Genomic DNA, 21250 nt, shown 5'->3' on the forward strand with positions numbered 1-21250 from the left:
GGCGCCGCGCCTAGCGGAACCGCGGCAGCGATTCCTCCAGCTGGGTCTGGCACTTGGAGGCCGCCTGCTGCGTCAGGGCCTGGCGGCTGCACTGCTGGTAATCCCGGACCTGGTTGAAGAACAGGGCCGAGGACACAAGCAGCAGCACCTGCACGGCAACGACCACCAGCCCGGAAATCGTCCCGAACAGCACGAATTTGGATTCCTTGAACTTCGCGTACCGGACCAGCACCATGATGCCCAGCACGATCGCGGCCACCGTCAGGAGTGCACTCAGCCAGAGGTAATTGATGTCCAGCTGGTAGACGAAGAACGACCCCAGCACCGCCACGATGAAGCTGCGGAACAGAATGTGGGTTTTCGCCTGCGAGGCCTTGGCCGCGTCGCTGAGCGGATGCTGGCCCTGCGGCTGGCCGCCCAGGCCGCCCTGGCTGCCGGAGTCGTTCGGGGGATTCATGTTTTCCAGCCTACGCGAGCGGCCCCATAAGCTAAGACCATGCGCATCGTAGTCCTCGTCTCCGGCACCGGCTCCAACCTCCAGGCCGTCATCGACGCCGTGAAAGAGGGCAGGCTCGACGTCGAGATCGCCGCCGTCGGCGCGGACCGGCCCGGCACGTACGGGGTGGAGCGCTCCGCCGCCGCCGGCATCCCGACGTTCGTGGTGGACTTCAAGGCCTACCCGGACCGGGCCGCGTGGAACACCGCGCTTACCGAAGCCGTGGCCGCGTACGCGCCCGACGTCGTCGTGTCGTCAGGGTTCATGCGGATCGTCAGCGCGGACTTCATCGATGCGTTCAGCGGCAAATACCTCAACACGCACCCGGCCCTGCTGCCCGCGTTCCCCGGCGCGCACGGCGTCCGCGACGCGCTGGCGTACGGCGTGAAGGTCACCGGCTGCACGGTGCACTGGGCCGACGCAGGGGTGGACACGGGCCCGATCATCGCGCAGGAAGCCGTGACGGTCGGGGACGGCGAGACCGAGGACTCCCTGCACGAACGGATCAAGGTGGTGGAACGCCGGCTCCTGGTCTCCACACTGGCAACCCTCGCCGCCGCAAAGACGCCCTGACCACCGAGTAGCCCGCCTGAACCCCGCGTTGCCCTATCACTTTTGGTGCTTCTTAGAGGCTCAGGAGCACCAAAAATGATAGCGCAACGGCGGGGAGGTGCGTGCGAAAGTGGCGGCCGGCCTAAGCCAGGTGGCGCTGCTTGGTTTCGGGTGCGAAGAACGCCATCCACAGCACACTCAGCAGCACCAGCACACCGGCGATCGCGAACGACGTCGCGAGGCCCAGCTCCGGCCAGAGGAACGCCGCGAACACCAGCGGGCCGAAGCCGGCGCCGATCCGGGAAAACGTCGAGGCCCAGCCGAAGCCCGAACCGCGCAGCTCCGTCGGATACAGCTCGGAGACATAGGCGTAGAGCACCGGGATGGCCACCTGCACCACAAAGCCGAACACCAGCAGCCAGAACACGGCCGCCGTCGGGATGTCCACCACGATCGCGACGATCACCAGGGTCAGCGCGGACAGCGGGCCGGTGATCGCCAGGATCCACTTGCGTCCCACGCGTTCCACCAGCAGGGCCGCCACCACCACGCCGAGGAGCCCGACGGCGGCCATGGAGGCGGTGGTGAGGAACGCCTTGTACTCCTCGAAGCCGGCGCCGATCAGGATCCGCGGCATCCACGTCAGCGACAGGTAGTACACCAGCAGGATGCTGAAGAACAGGGACCAGGCCGCCGTCGTGATTTTCCAGTCGTACTGCCAGAGCAGGCGCAGCTGGGTCCAGGCGCTTCCGGCGGAGAGCCGGGGCGCGTCCTGCGCCTCGGGCAGGCTGTAGACGCGGGGTTCCGCCCCGGTCGCGGCGACGAGGTCGTCAATCACCTTGGCGGCCTCGTCCCGGCGGCCCTTGCGGATCAGGAACAGCGGGGATTCGGGGACGCTGCGGCGGACCCAGAACACCAGCAGCGCCGGCAGCACCATGACCAGCATGGTCAGCCGCCAGTCCCCGTACAGGGCCACGAGCCCGGCGGACACGAAGCCGCACAGCGCGGCACCGATCGGCCACCAGCCGTCCATCGCGGTGAGGACCTTGCCGCGCTGCTTGCGGGGCGTGAACTCGCCCACCAGCGCGTAGTCCACCGGGATGCAGCCGCCCAGGCCGAAGCCGGCCATAAAGCGGAACGCGACGAACCAGAGGAAGTCGGGGGAGAAGGCACCCAGCACGGTGAACAGCGAGAAGATCAGCAACGTGGCGGTGAAGGCCTTTTTGCGCCCGATCGTGTCCGCGATGGTGCCCCAGATGAAGGCGCCCAGGGCCATGCCGATCAGGTTCGAGGCGCCGATCCAGGCGGCCTCGCCCGGGCTGAGGGACCAGTGCTTGGACAGCAGCGGAATCAGGATGCCGTTGAGCGTGACGTCCCAGGCGTCGAACATAAAGCCCAGGCCGCCGATCAGGAAGATCCGGCCCTGCACCTTCCAGCGCCAGGGCAGTTCCTGGACCACCTGTTCGCCGCTGGGCACAGTGGTGTACGTATTCATCTCAGCCTCCTGGGAAAACTCTACGTGCCCGGGCGCGGGGGTGCGGTGCGCTTCATACTCCGGCGCGCGGGCAGGGCCTGCGCGCTGACGCGATAAACTGGCCGCATCCCCACCACCCGCGGCCCCGCCGCGATATAAGACGGAGACTTTTGTGAGCTTCACGCAGCTTGACCGTGTATCCATCGACCGCGTTCCCATCCGCCGGGCCCTTATTTCGGTCTACGACAAGACCGGTCTGGAGGAGCTCGCGAGGGGCCTGCACGACGCCGGCGTCAAGATCGTCTCCACCGGCTCCACCGCCAAGAAGATCGCCGCCGCCGGCATCCCGGTGCAGGAAGTCGAGGAAGTCACCGGCTCCCCGGAAATGCTGGACGGCCGCGTCAAGACCCTCCACCCGCGCGTCCACGGCGGCATCCTCGCCGACCGCCGCGTCCCGGCCCACATGGACACGCTCGCGTCGATGGACATCGAGCCGTTCGACCTCGTCGTTGTGAACCTCTACCCGTTCGTGGAAACGGTGAAGTCGGGCGCCGCGCAGGACGACGTCGTCGAGCAGATCGACATCGGGGGCCCCGCGATGGTGCGCTCCGCCGCGAAGAACCACGCCGCCGTCGCGATTGTGGTGGACCCGTCCTCGTACCACGACGTCGTGGCCGCCGCCGCTTCCGGCGGCTTTGACCTGAAGACCCGACGCCGGCTGGCCGCCAAGGCCTTCGCGCACACGGCGACCTATGACACCGCCGTAGCCAGCTGGACCGCGAGCCAGTTCCTCGACGAGGACGGCGACGGCGTCATCGACTGGCCCGCCTACGCCGGCCTCGCCCTGGAGCGCTCCGAGGTGCTCCGCTACGGCGAAAACCCGCACCAGCAGGCCGCACTTTATGTGGACAAGGCCGCCCCGGCCGGCATCGCGCAGGCCGACCAGCTGCACGGCAAGGCCATGAGCTACAACAACTTCGTCGACGCCGACGCCGCGCTGCGCGCCGCCTTCGACTTCGCCGAGCCCGCCGTCGCGATCATCAAGCACGCCAACCCCTGCGGCGTGGCCGTGGGCTCGGCCTCCGCGGTGGATCCCATCGCTGACGCCCACGCCAAGGCGCACGCCTGCGACCCGGTCTCCGCGTTCGGCGGTGTGATCGCGGCGAACCGCACGGTCACCGCCGGCATGGCCCGGACCGTCGCGGGCATCTTCACCGAGGTGGTCATCGCCCCGGGCTTCGAGGACGAGGCCGTGGAGATCCTCTCCAAGAAGAAGAACATCCGCCTCCTCGCCCTGCCCGAGGGCTACGGCCGCTACCCCTCCGAGATCCGCCAGGTGTCCGGTGGCGTGCTGGTGCAGATGTCGGACCGGGTGGACGCCGACGGCGACAACCCCGCCAACTGGACCCTCGCCGCCGGTGACGCCGCCGACGCCGGCACCCTGGCCGATCTCGCGTTCGCCTGGACCGCCTGCCGCGCGGCCAAGTCCAACGCCATCCTGCTGGCGTCGGATGGCGCCGCCGTGGGCATCGGCATGGGCCAGGTCAACCGGCTCGATTCCTGCAAGCTGGCCGTCGAGCGGGCCAACTCGCTGGGCGTTTCGGTGGACTCCGATGTGGAGGGTGCCGGCGGTGCCTCGAACGCCGACGCGGCCGGGTCGCCGGAGCGTGCCCGCGGTGCCGTCGCGGCGTCGGACGCGTTCTTCCCGTTCGCCGACGGACTGCAGATCCTGATCGACGCCGGCGTCCGCGCCGTCGTCCAGCCCGGCGGCTCGGTCCGGGACGACGAGGTCATCGCCGCAGCCAACGCCGCGGGCATCACGATGTACTTCACCGGCGCCCGGCACTTCTTCCACTAGTTAGCCGCCGGCGGGGTCGCTCGTCACGCGGTCGCTGTCCCGGTGCTGCATAAGGAATGGACATGTCCTCCCCTCGCGGAGGGCATGTCCATTTTTTGTGGCCACGGGTGGGCATATGGGGATTGTGCCCAGTCTTCGCCGCCGGGGGAGGGCATGTCCCGCGGGTTAGGCGTACAAGACGGAGCCGCACGCCAAAGCGGGGCCACCTGGGCCCATCCCCGCTGCTGGAGATGGGCCTCGAGTGACCCCGCGTCTGTGTTGCCGGTGGATGCCTAGGAAGCGGCCGCGGTGCTGTAGGCCTGCTGGATGACGGAGCCCCAGTACGGGCCGTACATCGTGGTGGACTTGCTGCCGTACCCGTAGCTGTTGACCGAGTTCTGGTAGCCGGTGGAGCTGGAACCGATGAACCACGGACCGCCCGATGACCCGCCGGTCATGTTGCAGGGGATGCCCTGGCTGTTGAACTGCGGGTTGTACGGGTCGTTGGTGGCGGTGCCGCTGCAGCTCTTGAGGGACTCGCCGTCGAAGGGCCGTGCCGCGGGGTAGCCGAAGGCCTTGTAGGTGAGGCCGCGGGCGGCGTTGAACTGCACGCCCGAGGCCCCCACAACATCCGCGAGAGTCTGGCCGTTGAGGGTGTTCATGACCGCAAAGCCGGTGTCGTACGTCATGTCGCCGCCGGAGCTCCACTGGGTGGGGGCGTGGAGGGACTTGGCCGTCCACATGCCGTAGGGCGCGGAGCCGTTGAGGTAGGCCGGGACGAACGTGAACTTGGTGGCGAAGGCGCCCGGGCCCTCGTTGAGGCAGTGGCCGGCCGTGGAGACGGTGCTCTTGTTCGTGGAGGAGACTGAGTTGCCGGAGCAGACGTAGTTGGCGCCGCCCAGGGTGAAGAAGACCTTGCCGATGTGTTTGACCGGAGTCTCGCTGGCATTCGCATTGGGCTGGACTTCCTTGGCCTGGCGCACCGGGCTCTGGGCCTCCACCGTGCTGGGCGCCCCGGCTTCGGCCGGCCGGTTGATGACGGCTGTGGAGTTGGCGCTCCGCTGCTTGGCCTTTTCGGCCAGCACATCACCGGGGATGGCGTTGCGCATCCGCTCCGCCGTCCAGTACTCCGCTCCGCCGGTCTCGACGACGGTGTGGCTGCTGACCCCCGACGTCTCCGTCGGTGCCTTGCCGGGTGCCGGGGCTGCGCTGGCCGCGCCCGCAGCGCTGAGCGCCAGCAGTGCTGCGGCCGAGAGGCTCAAAAGGCTGGTGGCCAGAGTTTTGGGTGTTCTCATGGTTGTCCTAACCGGTGGAAAGCGGTGCGGCTGCCGGAGGCGTCCGCTGTGATGGGAACGAAACTACGGGACATTGACCAATCTGTAAAGCATCTTGTCAATTCTTGTCATTGCGGCGTTGTGGGCTTCATGGAGTCGGGGACGGGCGACGCCGGTAGGCGGCAACCCGGCTCCCTCGGGTAAGTTAGTGATGTTGAGATAACACAAAATTCCGGAAATACCCAGACCTTCAGGGAGACGCCCGAGCAATGGCAAAGATTATCTATACCCACACCGACGAAGCGCCGATGCTGGCAACCTATTCGTTCTTGCCGATTGTCGAAGCCTACGCTTCGACGGCCGGTGTGGAGGTGGAAACCCGAGACATTTCGCTGGCCGGCCGCATCATCGCCGCCTTCGGCGACTACCTCACCGAAGAGCAGCGCGTCAGTGACGCGCTGGCCGAGCTTGGCGGCCTAGTCAAGGAGCCCGAGGCCAACATCATCAAGCTGCCCAACATCAGCGCCTCGACCCCGCAGCTGAAGGCCGCCATCGCGGAACTCCAGGGCCAGGGCTACGCCCTCCCGGACTACCCGGACAACCCCTCCTCGGATGAGGAGACGGACATCCGCTCCCGCTACGACAAGATCAAGGGTTCCGCCGTCAACCCGGTGCTCCGCGAGGGCAACTCGGACCGCCGCGCCCCGCTTTCGGTTAAGGCCTACGCCCGCCAGAACCCGCACAGCATGGGCGCCTGGACCCCCGAGTCCAAGACCAACGTCGCCACCATGGACGCCGATGACTTCCGCTCGAACGAGAAGTCCCTGGTCATCAAGGCCGACGGCAACCTCAAGATCCAGCTGGTCAAGGAGGACGGCACGGTCAAGGTCCTCAAGCGGGCTTTCCCCGTCCTCGCCGGCGAAGTCATCGACGGCACCGTGATGCGCGCCGCCGCGCTGGATACGTTCCTCGCCGCACAGGTGGCCCGCGCCAAGGAAGAGGGCGTGCTGTTCTCCGCCCACCTGAAAGCCACCATGATGAAGGTCTCGGACCCGATCATCTTCGGCCACGTCGTCAAGGCGTACTTCGCTGAGCTCTTCGACACGTACGGCGCCCAGATCGCCGCCGCTGGCCTGAGCCCGAACAACGGCCTCGCCTCCATCCTCAACGGCCTTGAAGACCTTCCCGAGGAGATCCGCGCCGACGTCGAGGCCGCCATCCAGAAGGGCCTCAACGAGGGCCCCGAGCTGGCCATGGTCGATTCCGACAAGGGCATCACCAACCTGCACGTCCCCTCCGACGTGATCGTGGACGCCTCCATGCCGGCCATGATCCGCAGCTCCGGCCACATGTGGGGCCGCGACGGCCAGGAAGCCGACACGCTCGCCGTCCTCCCGGACAGCAGTTACGCCGGCATCTACCAGGTGGTCATCGACGACTGCCGTGCCCATGGCGCCTTCGACCCCACCACGATGGGCACCGTCCCGAACGTCGGCCTGATGGCCCAGGCGGCCGAGGAATACGGCAGCCACGACAAGACCTTCGAGATCCAGTCCGCCGGCACCGTGCAGCTGATCGACGACGACGGCACCGTGCTGATCGAACACCAGGTCGCCCCGGGCGACATCTGGCGCGCCTGCCAGACCAAGGATGTCCCGGTCCGCGACTGGGTCAAGCTGGCCGTCACCCGCGCCCGCGCCTCCGCCACGCCGGCCGTCTTCTGGCTGGACAAGAGCCGCGCCCACGACGCCCAGATGATCGCCAAGGTGGAGGAATACCTCAAGGAACACGACACCGAGGGCCTGGAGATCGCCATCCTGTCCCCGGTGGAGGCCACGGCCTTCACGCTGGAGCGCATCCGCAAGGGCGAGGACACCATCTCGGTGACCGGCAACGTGCTGCGCGACTACCTCACGGACCTGTTCCCGATCCTGGAACTCGGCACCAGCGCCAAGATGCTCTCCGTGGTTCCGCTGATCAACGGCGGCGGCCTCTTCGAAACCGGCGCCGGCGGCTCTGCCCCGAAGCACGTCCAGCAGCTGCTCAAGGAAAACCACCTGCGCTGGGACAGCCTGGGTGAGTTCCTGGCCCTCGCCGTCAGCTTCGAGCACCTCGCCACGTCTACGGGCAACGCCCGCGCGCAGATCCTCGCCGACACCCTGGACCGCGCCACCGGGACCTTCCTGCTGGAGGACAAGTCCCCGAAGCGCAAGGCCGGCGAACTGGACAACCGCGGCAGCCACTTCTACCTGGCCAAGTTCTGGGCCCAGGAACTGTCCCGCCAGACCGACGACGCCGAGCTGGCCGCGGCTTTCGCCGCTGTCTCCGGCGCGCTGGATGCTGGCGAGGAAACCATCGTCGGCGAGCTCCTGGCCGCCCAGGGTTCCCCGGTGGATCTCGGCGGGTACTACCACCCGGACGAGGCCAAGGTCACCGCTGTCATGCGGCCTTCGGCCAAGTTCGGCGAAGTGCTGTCGATGCTGGGCTAGGACCCGGCACGCCGCCTAGTCGGCGACAGGCAACGCCGAACGGCGCAGCGGAACCCTTCCGTTGCGCCGTTCGGCTTTTCCGTTTCGGGCGGCGGGCGGTGTTGTCTCTCCGAAGGGCGGCAACTAGGGTACTAAGCAAGCTTAGTTTCGACCGGAGGGCCGCAGGCCGCCGGTTTGGAGCTGAGGTTGCCTATCCTGAGGAGTCTTCCCATGCCAGAAGAGAGCAACATCCAGATCCCCGGTGCACCCTCCGTGGAGCCGCCAACAGTGGAGGAGCCCACCACACCGCGGGAACCGCTTCCGCCCAAGCCTGACCAGCAGGGACCCGAGGCCGTGTCGCCGACCGGCGCCCCCACCGGCGCGCCGGTCAACTCCCGGTCACAGTCCGGTGCGTACCTCACCACGGCCCAGGGGCTCCGGCTCTCCGACACGGACCACTCGCTGAAGGCAGGACGGCGCGGACCCGTGCTGCTCCAGGACCACCACCTGCGGGAGAAAATCACCCACTTCGACCACGAGCGCATCCCGGAACGCGTGGTGCACGCCCGCGGCGCCGGCGCGCACGGCGTTTTCCGGTCCTACGGGTCGGCGTCGAACATCACCCGCGCCGGGTTCCTGGCCAAGGACGTGGAGACGCCCGTTTTCGTGCGTTTCTCCACCGTCCTGGGCTCGCGCGGTTCGGCGGACACCGTCCGGGACACCCGCGGGTTCGCCACCAAGTTCTACACCGACGAGGGCACCTTCGATCTGGTCGGCAACAACATCCCGGTGTTCTTCATCCAGGACGGCATCAAGTTTCCGGACATCATCCACGCCGGGAAGCCGCATCCGGACCGCGAAATCCCGCAGGCGCAAAGCGCTCATGACACCTTCTGGGATTTCGTCTCCTTGCACACCGAGGCCCAGGCCCACACCATGTGGAACATGTCCGACCGGGCCCTCCCGCGCTCCTACCGCACCATGGAAGGCTTCGGTGTCCACACCTTCCGCTTCGTCAACGGCGAGGGCAAGACCAGCCTGGTGAAGTTCCACTGGAAGCCGAAACAGGGCGTCCATTCGCTGGTTTGGGAGGAAGCGCAGCTCATCAACGGCATGGACCCGGACTTCCACCGCCGGGACTTGGCGGACGCGATCGAGGCCGGCGCCTACCCGCAGTGGGAGCTCGGTGTGCAGGTCTTCCCGGACACGGAGGAGGAGTTCTTCGAAGGGATCGACCTGCTCGACCCCACCAAGTTCGTCCCGGAGGAACTGGCGCCGGTGCAGCCGATCGGACTCATGACCCTGAACGCCAACCCGGTGAACTACTTTGCGGAAACCGAGCAGGTGGCCTTCCACCCCGGCCACCTTGTCCCGGGCATCGACGTGACCAACGATCCCCTGCTGCAGGTCCGGCTGTTCTCCTATATTGATACGCAGATCAGCAGGCTGGGCGGCCCCAACTTCAGCCAGCTTCCGATCAACCGGCCGCACGCACCCGTCAACGACATGCTGCGGGACGGCATGCACCAGACCGCGGTGCACGGGGGAGCGGCGCCCTACCACCCGAACTCGCTCGACGGCGGCTGCCCGTTCCTGGCCGGGGCCGACCTCGGGGCCTTTATCGATGTCCCGGAAGAACTCGCAGCCGCGGTCAAGGAGCGGAAGTCGCCCGCGTCCTTTGATGACCACTACAGCCAGGCGCGGCTGTTCTTCCGCAGCTTGACCCCTGTGGAACAGGACCACGTGATCCAGGCATATACCTTCGAACTGGGGAAGTGCCGCGAGGAGGCCATCCGTCAGCGGCAGCTGCTGGCGCTGGCGAACATCGACTCCGCCCTGTGCGCGGCCGTGGCAGCCGGGCTCGGTATGCCGGCTCCGCAGGCCAGTGCACAGGTGGAGGACGCAGCCCCGAGCCCGGCGGTGTCCCAGCTGGGAGGGTCGTGGCCGGTGGCCGGACGTGTTGTGGGCATCATCGCCGACGAGGACAGCGACCTGGATGCCGTCCAGGCCGCCCGGACCGCGCTCGACGCCGCCGGGATCGTCCCGCTCGTTATCGCACCGTCCGGCGGCTTCCTTTGGGGGACCGACGGCGGCGTCCCGGTCCAGCGCACCTACCTGACGGCCCGCTCCACCGAGTTCGACGCCGTGCTGATCGCCGGTTCAGGCGCTGCTGCCCCCGATGCTGTGCAGGGACGGGACGCCAAGGCCGGCGAGCCGGGGGCGTCGCTGGATCCGCGCGTCGTACTCCTGCTTTCGGAGATGTTCCGGCACGCCAAGGCAATCGGCGGCTGGGGTCCGGCCGTCACGTGCCTGGACGGGGCCAGCATCCCGCAGGACGCCGCGGGCATTGCCCTGGGGTACGGGCCGGACGACGTCGTGGCGCAGCTCAGTGAGCTGCTCGCGGCACACCGGGCCTGGGAGCGGTTCCCGGCCACCGGCGCGTAGCCCGAACGACGACTGGGGAGCCGGCAGGCCGGCCGAAGACGAAGGAGGGAGGAGCCCGCGGGCTCCTCCCTCCTTCTGCACCCTGTAAGTCTTGGCCCCGTCCTTACGCCCGTCGGCCTTCTGCCGGCCGTCCTACTGCACGCCTCCCTGCTTCTGTACGCGGCCGGGGCCAGCGCAGCTTCAGTCGTCGTCCTTGCCCTTGCCCTTGCCCTTGGACTTGCCTTTGTCGGCCGGCGCGGGCGCGACGGCGGGCGGGGGAGCCGCTGCCGCTGCGGCGGCCTGCGCGGCTGCTGCCTGCGCTGCCGCCTTGTCCGCTGCCGCTTTTTCTGCCGCCGCCTTATCTGCTGCCGCCTTGTCTGCAGCGGCCTTGGCCTTCTGCTCGGCGGCGACCCGGGCGGCTTCGGCTTCGGCCTGCCGGGCCTTGAGGTCCGCCCGGACGGCGTCGACGGACTTGCTGATGCTTTGGTGCCGTTTGAAGGACACGTCCCCGCGGGCGGCCGCCTCGTCCAGGTCCAGCACCAAGGCGTCCAGGTGCTTCAGTGATGCGGCCGGATCGTTGGCGGCGGCGGCCCCGGTCACGGCGAGGACCCTGGATTGCAACTGGCGGGCGGCATTGCGGTCCAGATCAGGGGTGGCAGCACAGCCGCCAAGGGAAGCGGTGACAAGCGCCATGCCGAGGACCGCGCCGGCGAGACGCCCACGACGGTTGTTGCGCCCGGCGCCGCGGGCCAGCCGGTTGGTCAGGCTCATGGTTCCACACTCTCCTGCAGCTCTTTCAGGTGCTTTCCAAGGTCCCCGGGGACAGCCGGATAGGGGACGACGGCGGGCGGTTCAGGGGTTGCAAGGGCGACGACGGCGGCTACACCACCCGTGACGACGGCCAGCAAAGCGAGGGACAGCAGGATCCGGGTGCGGCGGCGGGCCCGCCGGAAGCGTGCAGCAGTCCGGACCGGGAGAGACTCCCGGCGCGGGACGGCCACTGCCTCCGCGTGGGACGGGTGCAGGGTCAGCGTCCCTCCACCCGGGCCCGTGGGGGAGGTGTCCCCGGGTGCCGGTCCCGCGGAAGATAACCGTGGGGGCCGGGCCGGAGGGGCGGGCAGCACCCGGGTGCGCTCTTCTGCCAGGATGCCGGGAAGGGCCCCGGGGGAGACCAGGGCTTGCCGCAGCGCCACCTCGAGGTCCGCTGCGGACGGACGGTCCAGGGGGTCCAGCGCTGTCATGGCCCGGATCAGGGCGGCCCACTCTGCCGGGACGGCGTCGGGGATGCCGGGTGCCCTGTGTAGTCTCGCCACGGCGGATTCCACGGCGCTGCCGGGAAATTCGACCTCACCCTTGATGCATTCGAGCAGGACCAGGCCCAGGGAATAAATGTCGCTTGCCGGACCCAGGTCGGCTCCCCGGGACTGTTCCGGGCTCAGATACGCTGCGGTCCCCACCATGGTGCCCGTCGCGGTCAGCCGGGTGCCGTCCATTATGCGGGCGATCCCGAAGTCCGTGAGTTTGGGCCGCAGCGGTTCCCCGGGACGGACCGGAACCAGCAGGATGTTCGCCGGCTTGATGTCCCGGTGGATGATCCCGAGCGAGTGCACGTAGGCCAGGGCGTCCGACACTCCGGCGCCGATAACTGCGATCTCCGCCAGCGGCAGGGGACTGTGCCGGATCCGCGTCCGCAGGTCCTGGCCATCAACGAGTTCCATCGTGAGGAAGGGGCGGGGTTCCCCGGGGATCCGGGTGTCCGTGCCGGCGTCGAACAGTGTGACCAGGCTCGGGTGGTTCAGGGTTGCCAGGAGTTGAATCTCGGCTTCCTGACGTTTGAGTTCGTCGGCATCAGCGGACTGCGGCGCAAAGAGTTTGAGTGCCACATCGCGGCCCAGGTTCATGTCCTTGGCGGAGTAGACGGAAGCCATGCCGCCCCGGCCGATCACTTCCCCCAGTTGGTAGCGGCCGCCCAGGAGCTCGGCCGTGACGATTTTGGGCGCACTGTCCACGTATGTCCCCCGTCCCTTTTCCATGCGCCACGGCGGCACACCTCCTGAATGATACCGGGACGGGTATCGCTTCCCGCACAGCGTCCAGTGACAGAGGGACGCTGTGCGGGGCAGAAGCTTCCGCAGCCTCTCTGCCGTTGGGTCCCCCAGCGGACCCAACGACGGATTGCCTTGTCGGAGCGGGTTCACCGTTGGGTCCCCCAGCGGACCCAACGATGGATTGCCTTGTCGGAGCGGGTTCACCGTTGGGTCCCCCAGCGGACCCAACGATGGAATGCCTTGTCGGAGCGGGTTCACCGTTGGGTCCCCCAGCGGACCCAACGATGGAATGCCTTGCCGGAGCTGCGGGGCCGTTGAGTCCCCCAGCGGACCCAACGACTTCGCTCCGGCCCCACAAGACCTGGCGGCGGCGGGGTGCTTACGGCGGGCGTTCCTCCTGCTGGGGGCAGGGTTTGCGGCGCGGAAGGAGGCCGTCGGGCCTGGCCGGCGCGCTGTCCGGTCCTGCCGGGGCTGACGACGTCAGGCCCGTGGCGGAGGAGGTGGCAGAAGCAAAAGGGGTGCCGGAGTACCGGCAGTGGACGGTGGCGTCCATTGGGAATCTCCTGAATGACTGTTGACGGGCGCTCCAAGGCAGCCCGAGTGGCCGTGCTCTGTGGAAGGCAGAGACGGCTAACTAGTCAGGGGAGGAACCGGGGTCAGCAGCGTCGGCGGAATGGACGTGCTGAAGCGGGCCACGGACTGGTTCCGCGCCGGCGGTGGGAATGACCAAGTATTGGTTGGGAAGCCAGGCGGCTCCACATCCGGGGCCGCCGGACGAGGCCGTATTTCCGGTTCCGGAGCCGGGGGCCGCGGGCAGCGCGTTGGGGGTGGGCAGACCTGTCCCGTTGGGCATGGGCCCCGGGCGGTCGTTGCCGCTGGGGGCCGGCGGTGCGGTCTCTGCCGGTGCCGCTTCTTGCGGGGGTGCGCTGCCGGCCTGCTGGCCCTTCGCTGTCAGACCAACCTCTTCTGCCAGCACGGGGAGGGATAGGACCGTTCCCAGGAACTCGGCGCCGGACGGCCACTCGGAGTGTTGCAGGTCACGCAAGGCCTCGCCGCCGACCAGGCAGCCGAGGGGAATTCCAGACGTCCGTGCGTCCACGGAGGCCGGAGAGGCCACGGACACCGGAGTGGGCCCAGACACCGGAGCGGCCACAGACACCGGAGAGGCCACCGTTCCCGGTGCGACGACGGGGTCCGGGGGAGCGGGGGCCGGGGGCGGCGATTCGGGGAGGACAGCATCCTGGAGCACCGGCCCGGGAACGGCCGGCCCGGGACTGGCCGGGTCAACGGGCGGTGCCGGGCCCGTCACTGGCGGCCCTGACGGCAGCGGGGTCGGCGCCGCCGGCTCGGCGGGCGTCGGGGCCGGGGCGGTGGCCGGATGCGTGGGATCCGGGACCGGCGTGGTCACGGGAGGGGATGGAGCGCCAACCGGCGGTGCGGGATCGGGCGCCGGAGTGGTCACGGGCGGAGCCGGATCGGGTACAGGGGCGGGAGGGCCGGGATCCAGCACAGGTTCAGGAACGGGTGGAGTGGGAGGGGCCGGTGGAGCGGGAGGAACAACAGGGGCCGGAGGATCGGGCGCCAAAACGGGCGCGGGGACAGCAGGCGCGGGCGGTGGCGGCGGGATCGGGGGGTCCGGAGGTGAGGGGGCGGGTGCTGGCTCGCCGTCGGGGGTTGGAACCGGAACAGCTGCCCAGGTGGTTTCCGCGGCCGCCGGCACGGCGGCGACCTGGGCCACGGCCAAAAGAGTCGGCACCGGATTCGCTACCGCGGGCGCTGCGTCCACAGGAACCGTCATGACTGCGGCGGCCGCCGTCGGAGGGGGAGAGGCGGCCTCGTCAGCGCTGGCGGCTGTCGCCGCGAGCGTCAGCCAGGCAATTCCGGCGACACCGCCCAGAATCACCCGCCGGAATGTGCGGCGCGCGCGTAGCGGGACAGCTGCTGGGTCCACTGCACACCCCATTCCCCGAACGCTCGATGATTCCCTATAGGGTAAGTCCGCGCGCGGGGGCGAGTCCAGAGTCGAAGGTAACTCGGTCGGCCTCAGTCGCCGAAAACGGCCCTTACCGGGCGTCGTTGGGATAAATAACACCCAGTTGCGCCCGCACGCCGTCGAACAGCCGCATGGTGTTGAGGGAATCCTCGAGCGGCATCACGGGACTCTCGGTGAGTCCTTGCTGGATGCAACGGGTCACCTCGCGCAGTTCATAACTGTAGCCGCGCCCGACGACGTCGAAGGATTCACTGCGCGGCTCATCGAAGCCCACCCGGACCAGGAGCTCCTTGGGGTTGTTGATCGAACCGAGGGACTGCAGGAAGCCATGGCTGCCGGCCACCGTCGCGGTGCGGGGTCCGTGCGCCAGGAGGGAGGACGTCAGCTGGGCCTGGGCGCCGTGGTGGTAACCGAGCGTCAGCGCGTTCTGGGCGTCCACGCCGTCGTCGTTCAGCCAGCCGGTGGCACTGACGGTCTGCGGGAAGCCCAGCGTGCCCAGGGCCCAGAGCAGCGGGTAAACGGTGAGGTCCAGCAGCGCGCCGCCCCCGTCCTTAGGGGCCCACAGGCGCGAGGCGGGCGAGTACGGCGCCGGGAAGCCCAGATCCGCCCCTACCCACTTGACCTCTCCGATCTCGCCGGAGGCGGCGATCTCGAAGGCCCGCTGCATGGCAGGCAGGAAGCGGCTCCACATGGCCTCCATCAGGAACAGGCCCTTGGCGCGCGCCAGCGACACGAGCTCCGAGGCCTCCCGGGCGTTGACGGTGAGCGCCTTCTCGCAGAGGACGTGCTTGCCCGCGGTCAGGGCCGCCAGCGCGATCTCGTGGTGGTGGGCGTGCGGCGTGGCGACGTAGACGACGTCGACGGCGTCGTTGGCGAGCAGCCGTTCGTAACCGGTCTGCCCGTTTTGGTCCCCGTAAGCACGCGCGAAGCCGAAATCAGAGGCGAAGGCATCCGCGGCCGCCTGCGTGCGCGAACTGACAGCGTAGAGCTCGGCGTCCGCCAGGAGTTCCAGGTCGCGGGTCACGGACGCCGCGATGCCTCCCGTAGCGATCACGCCCCAGCGCAGCCTGGCGCCTGTTGCAGTCCGGGGATCGGTGTCCGTCTGACTGAACAACCAGGGCTTGGCGATGAGGGCGGTCATGGTGCCATCCTCTCACCCGGGGGAGGGAGCGTCGGGGAGGGAGCCGCCGAAGCTGAGGGAGCGTCGGGGAGGGAGCCGCCGGTCGGTTTTGTTTGCCAGGGAGCGGCCATGGGGTGAGGGCAGCAAAAAGCCCCGGCCCGCCAGGAGGCGGAGCCGGGGCTCCCTGAGGTGCTGTCTAAACAGGAACTACTGCGTCAGCGGTCCAAGGACCGGATCGTTGACGTAGGCCGTCTTGACGTTTTCCTGCGTCACGATGACCGGTTCCAGCAGGTACGCGGGAACAACCTTGACCGTGTTGTCGTAGGACTTGTCGTCGTTGATCTCAGGCGTCTTGCCGGCCTGGAGATCCTTGACCATGGTGATCGTGTGCTCCACGAGCTTGCTGGTGTCCTTGTTGATGGTGGAGTACTGCTCACCGGCCATGATCGACTTCACGGACTCAACCTCGGAGTCCTGGCCCGTGACTACCGGAATCGGCTTGCCGGCGGCCTTGACCGAGGTGATGATGGCGCGGGCCAGGGTGTCGTTCGGGGAGAGCACGCCGTCAAGGGGTGCGCTCGCGTAGGTTCCGGCGAGCAGGGTGTCCATGCGCTTCTGGGCGTTTTCTGCCTTCCAGCCCTGGGTCACGGCCTGCTCGAAGGACGTCTGGCCGGAGAGCACCTTCAAGGTGCCGTCGTCCATCTTCGGCTTCAGGACGCTCATGGCGCCGTCGAAGAAGACCTTTGCGTTGGCGTCATCGGGGGAGCCGGCGAAGAGCTCGATGTTGTACGGGCCTTCCGGCTTCTTGGCCTTCATGCCTTCCAGCAGGGCCTGGCCCTGAAGTTCGCCCACCTTGAAGTTGTCGTAGGCCACGTAGTAGTCCACGTTCGGGGTGTTCAGCAGCAGCCGGTCATACGCGATGATCGTGGCGCCGGATTCCTTGGCCTGCTGAAGCTGGGTGCCCAGCTGCGCACCGTCGATGGCGCCGACGATGATGACCTTGGCGCCCTTGGTGATCATGGCGCTGATCTGGTTCTGCTGTTCGGAAACGCCGCCGTTGGCGAACTGCACATCCGGCTTGAAGCCGGCTTCGGTGAGTCCGTCGTTGAAGAGCGTCTCTGCCAGTACCCAGTTTTCGCTGGTCTTCTGGGGGAGTGCGACGCCGATCAGGGAGTCCTTCGGGAAGGCCTCGCCGCCGGCGGTGGAACCGCCGGTCGCCCCGCTGTCGGAGCGGCCGCAGGCTGTCAGCGCCAGTGCCGCAATAGCAGCGATTGCTGCTGCCTTTCCTGCTTTACCAATCATTCGCATTGCTTGGTTCACTTTCTTTAGATGGTGTGCGGAGAATCGTGAAGGAGCGGACTACGCGCCGCGGGAGATGACCTCTTTGGTGGAGGTGGTCTCGTCAGGCTTCATCTCGCTGCTGCGGCCGAAGTTCTTGAACATCAGGCCGATGATGGACTTCTTGCCCTGGGTCTTGTTGTAGACATCGAAGGCGACGGCGATCAGGAGCACCAGGCCCTTGATGATCTGGGTCAGGTCGGCGCCGACGCCGAGGAGCTGCAGGCCGTTGTTCAGCACGGCCATCACCAGGCCTCCGACGATCGAGCCGATCACGGTGCCGACGCCGCCGGTCACCGCGGCGCCGCCGATGAACACGGCCGCGATGGCGTCCAGTTCCCAGCCGACGCCGTCGAACGGGCCCGACGCGGTGGAACGGCCGACGAAGATCATGCCGGCGAGGCCGGCGAGGATGGACATGTTCATCATGACCAGGAAGTTGACCTTCTTGGACTGCACACCGGAGAGCTCTGCGGCGTGACGGTTGCCGCCGACTGCGTAGATGTGGCGGCCGATGACGGTCCTGGAGGAGATAAAACCGTAGACGATGACCAGGACGGCGAGGATCAGCCCGGGGATCGGGAAGGACGTGCCCGGCCGGCCGGTGGCGAAGAGGTAGGTTGCGTAGAGGATGGCGCCGCAGATCAGCACCAGCTTGACGACGCTGACCCAGGGCTCGGGCACGTCGGCGCCGAGGGCCTTGGCGTTGCGGCGGGAGCGGATCTCGCTGAAGATCACGAAGGCGACGGCGGCCAGGCCCAGCAGCACGGTGAGGTTGTTGTAGCCGGTGTTGGGCCCGATTTCGGGGAGGTAACCCGAGCCGATGTACTGGTAGTCCGCGGGAACTGGGATGGTGTTGGACTTGCCGACGAACTGGTTGGCGCCGCGGAAGATCAGCATGCCGGCCAGCGTGACGATGAACGCCGGGATGCCGACGTAGGCCGTCCAGAATCCTTGCCAGGCTCCGATCAGGACTCCCAGCAGCAGCCCCATGAGGATGCCCAGGTACCAGGGAATGCCCCAGTCTCTGATGAACAGGGCCACACAGACGCCCACGAACGCCGCCACCGAGCCGACGGACAGGTCGATGTGGCCGGCGATGATCACCAGGACCATACCGATGGCGAGGATCAGGATGTAGGAGTTGCCGTTGAAGAGGTTGATGACGTTGCCCGGGGTGAGCGTGCGGCCGTCGGTTGCAATCTGGAAGAAGATGATCAGGGCCACCAGGGCGAAGATCATGCCGAATTGGCGGGTGTTGCCGCCAAAGAGCTTCTTGAGCGCGTTCATTGTTTCAGTCCTTGTTTCCGTCAGTGTTCGGAGCGGTTAGCCACAGCGGGTCAGGCGGTCTTGCGGGCAGAGGTCATGAGCTTCATCAGGTTTTCCTGACTTGCTTCGTCCTTGTTGAGCACGCCGGTGATGGCGCCTTCGAAGATGGTGTAGATGCGGTCCGAGAGGCCCAGGAGCTCGGGCAGCTCCGAGGAAATGACAATTACGCCCTTCCCCTGGTTGGCCAACTCCTGGATGATGCCGTAGATCTCGTACTTGGCACCGACGTCGATCCCGCGGGTGGGTTCGTCCAGGATCAGCAGCTCAGGGTCGGTGAACATCCATTTCGCCAGCACCACCTTCTGTTGGTTGCCGCCGGAGAGTTTGGCGACGCCTTCCTCCACGGACGGTGCCTTGGTCCGCAGGGATTTGCGGTATTGCTCGGCCACGGTGAAGACCTTGTTGGCGTCGATGACGTTGTTTTTACTGACCTTGCGCAGGTTTGCGGAGACCGTGGTGGCCTTGATGTCGTCCAGCAGGTTCAGCCCGAGCATCTTGCGGTCCTCGGTGACGTAGCCCAGTCCGGCGTCGATGGCCTGGCGGACGCTCTTGAGCTCCACCTCCTTGCCGTCCAGATAGACGTGCCCGGAGAGGAACCGGCCGTAGGACCGGCCGAAGACAGAGCGGGCCAGCTCGGTGCGGCCCGCGCCCATCAGCCCGGCGAAGCCGACGATCTCGCCGCGCCGGACAAAGAAGTTGGAGTTCTTGCAGACCATGCGGTCCTGGATCTGCGGGTGGCCCACGTTCCAGTTCTTGACCTCGAAGAAGACCTCGCCGATCTTCGGCTCGTGGTCCGGGAACCGGGATTCCAGGGTCCGGCCCACCATGCCCTTGATGATGCGGTCCTCGTCGACGCCGTCGGCCTTGACGTTGAGAGTCTCGATCGACTTGCCGTCGCGGATGATGGTGATGGAGTCCGCGATCTGCTCGATCTCGTTCAGCTTGTGGGAAATGATGATGGACGTGATGCCGCGGCCCTTGAGGCCGAGCATGAGGTCCAGCAGGTGCTGGGAGTCGGATTCGTTCAGCGCCGCCGTGGGCTCGTCGAGGATGAGCAGCTTCACCGACTTGTTCAGGGCCTTGGCGATTTCGACGAGCTGCTGCTTGCCGACGCCGATTTCCTTGATCGGGGTTTCCGGGTCCTCCCGGAGCCCCACCCGGGCCAGCAGCTCGGTGGAGCGGACCCGGGCCTCGGCCCAGTCGATCACGCCGCGCTTGGTGGGCTCGTTGCCCAGGAAGATGTTCTCCATGATGGAGAGCTCGGGGATCAGGGCGAGTTCCTGGTGGATGATTACGATGCCGGCGTGCTCGCTGGCCCGGATGTCCTTGAACTGCTGGACTTCGCTCTGGTACACAATGTCGCCGTCGTAGCTGCCAAACGGGTAAACCCCGGAGAGCACCTTCATCAGGGTGGACTTGCCGGCGCCGTTCTCACCGCAGATCGCGTGGATCTCACCGGCCTTCACCCGCAGGTTCACCTCGGACAAGGCTTTAACGCCGGGGAACTCTTTGGTGATGGAGCGCATCTCGAGAATAATCGGATCGCTGTGCGTGTTGAGGGACGTCATCTGCCCTTACGCCTCCAATGCATGACTTCGTTGTCCGCCCCTGCAAACCGCAAGGCCGTCTGATGAGAAAGTAAACTGGATCACAGGCATTGTCGTCAAGTCTTTAACGCAACGGCCCGGTAACGAAAACTTAGTTCCGCCGGATTCCGGCGTGCTGGAAGACCAGTGCGGTGGCTCCGAGCGCCTCGGCCCGGTCACCCAATGAGGACATGGTGAGCGTTGTCGTTTCACCGATGACGGGCACCGCGTGCCGGATCAGGCCCCGCCGGATCGGGTCCAGCAGCAGTTCGCCGAGCCCTGCCAGCGGTCCGCCGACCACAATCACTTCGGGGTTGATCAGGTTGGCCACATTGCCCAGCGCGCGGCCGACGGCGAGCCCGGCGTCGTCGACGACGCGCAGGGTCGCGGAGTCCCGAGCAACGGCCTTGCGGACGATGTCTTCCGGGGTGATCGGCTTGTCCTCGCCGCGGCTCAGGAGCTCGATCATGGTGGTGGTGGAGGCGATGGTTTCCAGGCATCCGCGGTTGCCGCAGCGGCAGATGAGCCCGTGCTCGTGGATGGTTGCGTGCCCGATTTCGCCGGTGATGCCCACGTTGCCGTAGTAGGGCATCCCGTTCAGGATCAGCCCCGCGCCGATGCCGGAGCCGATCTTGAGGAACATCAGGTTGCTGATACCGGTGTGCGGCCCCCAGGTCACCTCGGAGAGGGCGCCCAGATTGGCGTCGTTGTCCACGAAAACCGGGAGATCCAGCGCATCTTCGAGGCGCTGCAAGATGTTGATGCCCACCCATTCGGGCAGGATGGCGCCCTGCGCCACGGTGCCCGTGCGGCGGTCTATGGGGCCGGGGATGCCCACGCCGGCACCGACGACGGCGCTGCGTTCCACGCCGCTGCCGGCCAGGAGCCGGTCAAGGAGCCCGACGGCGGCGACGATGCCTTCTTCGGCATGGTGGCCCAGGGGGAGCAGGATCGATTCCTCGGCGATCACGTGATAGCTCAGCGAAGCCAGCACAACGCGCAGGTGCCGGCGGCCGAAGTCGATGCCGACCGCCACGGCGCCGTTGCTGTTGAGCCGGACGTTCAGGGCCCGCCGCCCGGAGCTGGTGGTCGGTTCGGTGGAGGCCAGTCCGGCGTCCTGCATAATCTTGACGATGTTCGAGACCGTGGCCGTGGAGAGGCCGGTCTGCCGTGCCAGTTCCGCTTGCGTGGAGGGCCCGGCGAGAAGGCATTCTATGATCCGCTGCTGGTTCAAATGCCGGAGGGCGGACTGTGATCCGGGATTTTTAGTGCGGCTCCTCGTTGAGCGCGTTGGTGAGGGCATGCATGAAG

Annotated in this window: 16 protein-coding genes; 4 read left to right on the forward strand and 12 right to left on the reverse strand. The window is 67.3% G+C overall.

The genetic code is table 11. From position 1 onward, the window contains the following. Window positions 1–10: 10 nt before the first annotated feature. Window positions 11–457 (reverse strand): hypothetical protein, encoded by a 447-nt coding sequence (locus FS787_RS16695; RefSeq protein WP_144674178.1) that lies wholly within the window; start codon window positions 455–457, stop codon window positions 11–13. A 39-nt stretch (window positions 458–496) separates the two neighbouring features. Here FS787_RS16695 and purN point away from each other — a divergent pair, with 39 nt between their 5' ends. After that, on the forward strand, window positions 497–1069 hold the full coding sequence (gene purN, locus FS787_RS16700; RefSeq protein WP_144674180.1) for a phosphoribosylglycinamide formyltransferase: 573 nt from the start codon (window positions 497–499) through the stop codon (window positions 1067–1069). A 121-nt stretch (window positions 1070–1190) separates the two neighbouring features. Here purN and FS787_RS16705 read toward each other — a convergent pair whose 3' ends face one another. Continuing rightward, entirely contained in the window at window positions 1191–2543 is a 1353-nt protein-coding gene (locus tag FS787_RS16705; RefSeq protein WP_144674182.1) for an MFS transporter, read from the reverse strand. A 151-nt stretch (window positions 2544–2694) separates the two neighbouring features. Between FS787_RS16705 and purH the strand changes: the two genes are divergently transcribed. Beyond that, window positions 2695–4380, forward strand: coding sequence for a bifunctional phosphoribosylaminoimidazolecarboxamide formyltransferase/IMP cyclohydrolase (gene purH / locus FS787_RS16710; RefSeq protein ID WP_144674184.1), 1686 nt, complete (start codon window positions 2695–2697; stop codon window positions 4378–4380). A 272-nt stretch (window positions 4381–4652) separates the two neighbouring features. Here purH and FS787_RS16715 read toward each other — a convergent pair whose 3' ends face one another. Beyond that, window positions 4653–5654, reverse strand: coding sequence for a serine protease (locus FS787_RS16715; RefSeq protein WP_144674186.1), 1002 nt, complete (start codon window positions 5652–5654; stop codon window positions 4653–4655). 248 nt (window positions 5655–5902) lie between these two features. Between FS787_RS16715 and FS787_RS16720 the strand changes: the two genes are divergently transcribed. Next, window positions 5903–8122, forward strand: coding sequence for an NADP-dependent isocitrate dehydrogenase (locus FS787_RS16720; RefSeq protein ID WP_144674188.1), 2220 nt, complete (start codon window positions 5903–5905; stop codon window positions 8120–8122). A 210-nt stretch (window positions 8123–8332) separates the two neighbouring features. After that, complete coding sequence (locus tag FS787_RS16725) at window positions 8333–10546, forward strand: catalase (RefSeq protein ID WP_144674190.1); 2214 nt, start codon at window positions 8333–8335, stop codon at window positions 10544–10546. 180 nt (window positions 10547–10726) lie between these two features. Here FS787_RS16725 and FS787_RS16730 read toward each other — a convergent pair whose 3' ends face one another. The 9 genes from FS787_RS16730 to FS787_RS16765 all read right to left on the reverse strand — a co-directional run bounded on the left by FS787_RS16730 (window position 10727) and on the right by FS787_RS16765 (window position 21242). Next, window positions 10727–11296, reverse strand: a complete 570-nt coding sequence (locus tag FS787_RS16730) for a mucin-associated surface protein (protein WP_260982617.1) — start codon at window positions 11294–11296, stop codon at window positions 10727–10729. After that, a complete protein-coding gene (locus FS787_RS16735) occupies window positions 11293–12453 on the reverse strand; it encodes a serine/threonine-protein kinase (protein ID WP_395940365.1) in 1161 nt (386 codons plus the stop codon). The genes FS787_RS16730 and FS787_RS16735 overlap by 4 nt, the downstream gene beginning before the upstream one ends. A gap of 499 nt (window positions 12454–12952) precedes the next feature. Beyond that, a complete protein-coding gene (locus FS787_RS18035; protein ID WP_186329230.1) occupies window positions 12953–13126 on the reverse strand; it encodes a hypothetical protein in 174 nt (57 codons plus the stop codon). An 81-nt stretch (window positions 13127–13207) separates the two neighbouring features. Then, entirely contained in the window at window positions 13208–13714 is a 507-nt protein-coding gene (locus FS787_RS16740) for a hypothetical protein (RefSeq protein WP_144674192.1), read from the reverse strand. A 922-nt stretch (window positions 13715–14636) separates the two neighbouring features. Further along, entirely contained in the window at window positions 14637–15707 is a 1071-nt protein-coding gene (locus FS787_RS16745) for a Gfo/Idh/MocA family protein (protein ID WP_144674194.1), read from the reverse strand. Window positions 15708–15893: 186 nt separating this feature from the next. Next, a complete protein-coding gene (locus FS787_RS16750; protein WP_144674196.1) occupies window positions 15894–16994 on the reverse strand; it encodes a sugar-binding protein in 1101 nt (366 codons plus the stop codon). Window positions 16995–17045: 51 nt separating this feature from the next. Continuing rightward, the gene (gene mmsB / locus FS787_RS16755; protein ID WP_144674199.1) at window positions 17046–18314 is read right to left on the reverse strand and encodes a multiple monosaccharide ABC transporter permease; all 1269 of its coding nucleotides are present in this window, start codon (window positions 18312–18314) and stop codon (window positions 17046–17048) included. 50 nt (window positions 18315–18364) lie between these two features. After that, window positions 18365–19921, reverse strand: coding sequence for a multiple monosaccharide ABC transporter ATP-binding protein (gene mmsA / locus FS787_RS16760; RefSeq protein ID WP_144674201.1), 1557 nt, complete (start codon window positions 19919–19921; stop codon window positions 18365–18367). Between the two features lie 130 nt (window positions 19922–20051). Further along, the gene (locus tag FS787_RS16765; RefSeq protein WP_144674203.1) at window positions 20052–21242 is read right to left on the reverse strand and encodes an ROK family transcriptional regulator; all 1191 of its coding nucleotides are present in this window, start codon (window positions 21240–21242) and stop codon (window positions 20052–20054) included. Between the last annotated feature and the right edge of the window lie 8 nt (window positions 21243–21250).

It is taken from the genome of Arthrobacter sp. U41 (genome assembly GCF_007679325.1).
Taxonomy (GTDB): domain Bacteria; phylum Actinomycetota; class Actinomycetes; order Actinomycetales; family Micrococcaceae; genus Arthrobacter.

Bases quoted from the DNA above. Each gene is read 5' to 3' on its own strand.
- FS787_RS16695 (WP_144674178.1), bottom strand. From the start codon at position 457: ATGAATCCCCCGAACGACTCCGGCAGCCAGGGCGGCCTGGGCGGCCAG.
- FS787_RS16705 (WP_144674182.1), bottom strand. From the start codon at position 2,543: ATGAATACGTACACCACTGTGCCCAGCGGCGAACAGGTGGTCCAGGAA.
- FS787_RS16730 (WP_260982617.1), bottom strand. From the start codon at position 11,296: ATGAGCCTGACCAACCGGCTGGCCCGCGGCGCCGGGCGCAACAACCGT.
- mmsB (WP_144674199.1), bottom strand. From the start codon at position 18,314: ATGAACGCGCTCAAGAAGCTCTTTGGCGGCAACACCCGCCAATTCGGC.
- FS787_RS16765 (WP_144674203.1), bottom strand. From the start codon at position 21,242: ATGCCCTCACCAACGCGCTCAACGAGGAGCCGCACTAAAAATCCCGGA.
- mmsA (WP_144674201.1), bottom strand. From the start codon at position 19,921: ATGACGTCCCTCAACACGCACAGCGATCCGATTATTCTCGAGATGCGC.
- FS787_RS16725 (WP_144674190.1), top strand. From the start codon at position 8,333: ATGCCAGAAGAGAGCAACATCCAGATCCCCGGTGCACCCTCCGTGGAG.
- FS787_RS16735 (WP_395940365.1), bottom strand. From the start codon at position 12,453: ATGGCTTCCGTCTACTCCGCCAAGGACATGAACCTGGGCCGCGATGTG.
- FS787_RS16715 (WP_144674186.1), bottom strand. From the start codon at position 5,654: ATGAGAACACCCAAAACTCTGGCCACCAGCCTTTTGAGCCTCTCGGCC.
- purN (WP_144674180.1), top strand. From the start codon at position 497: ATGCGCATCGTAGTCCTCGTCTCCGGCACCGGCTCCAACCTCCAGGCC.
- FS787_RS18035 (WP_186329230.1), bottom strand. From the start codon at position 13,126: ATGGACGCCACCGTCCACTGCCGGTACTCCGGCACCCCTTTTGCTTCT.
- FS787_RS16750 (WP_144674196.1), bottom strand. From the start codon at position 16,994: ATGCGAATGATTGGTAAAGCAGGAAAGGCAGCAGCAATCGCTGCTATT.
- FS787_RS16720 (WP_144674188.1), top strand. From the start codon at position 5,903: ATGGCAAAGATTATCTATACCCACACCGACGAAGCGCCGATGCTGGCA.
- FS787_RS16745 (WP_144674194.1), bottom strand. From the start codon at position 15,707: ATGACCGCCCTCATCGCCAAGCCCTGGTTGTTCAGTCAGACGGACACC.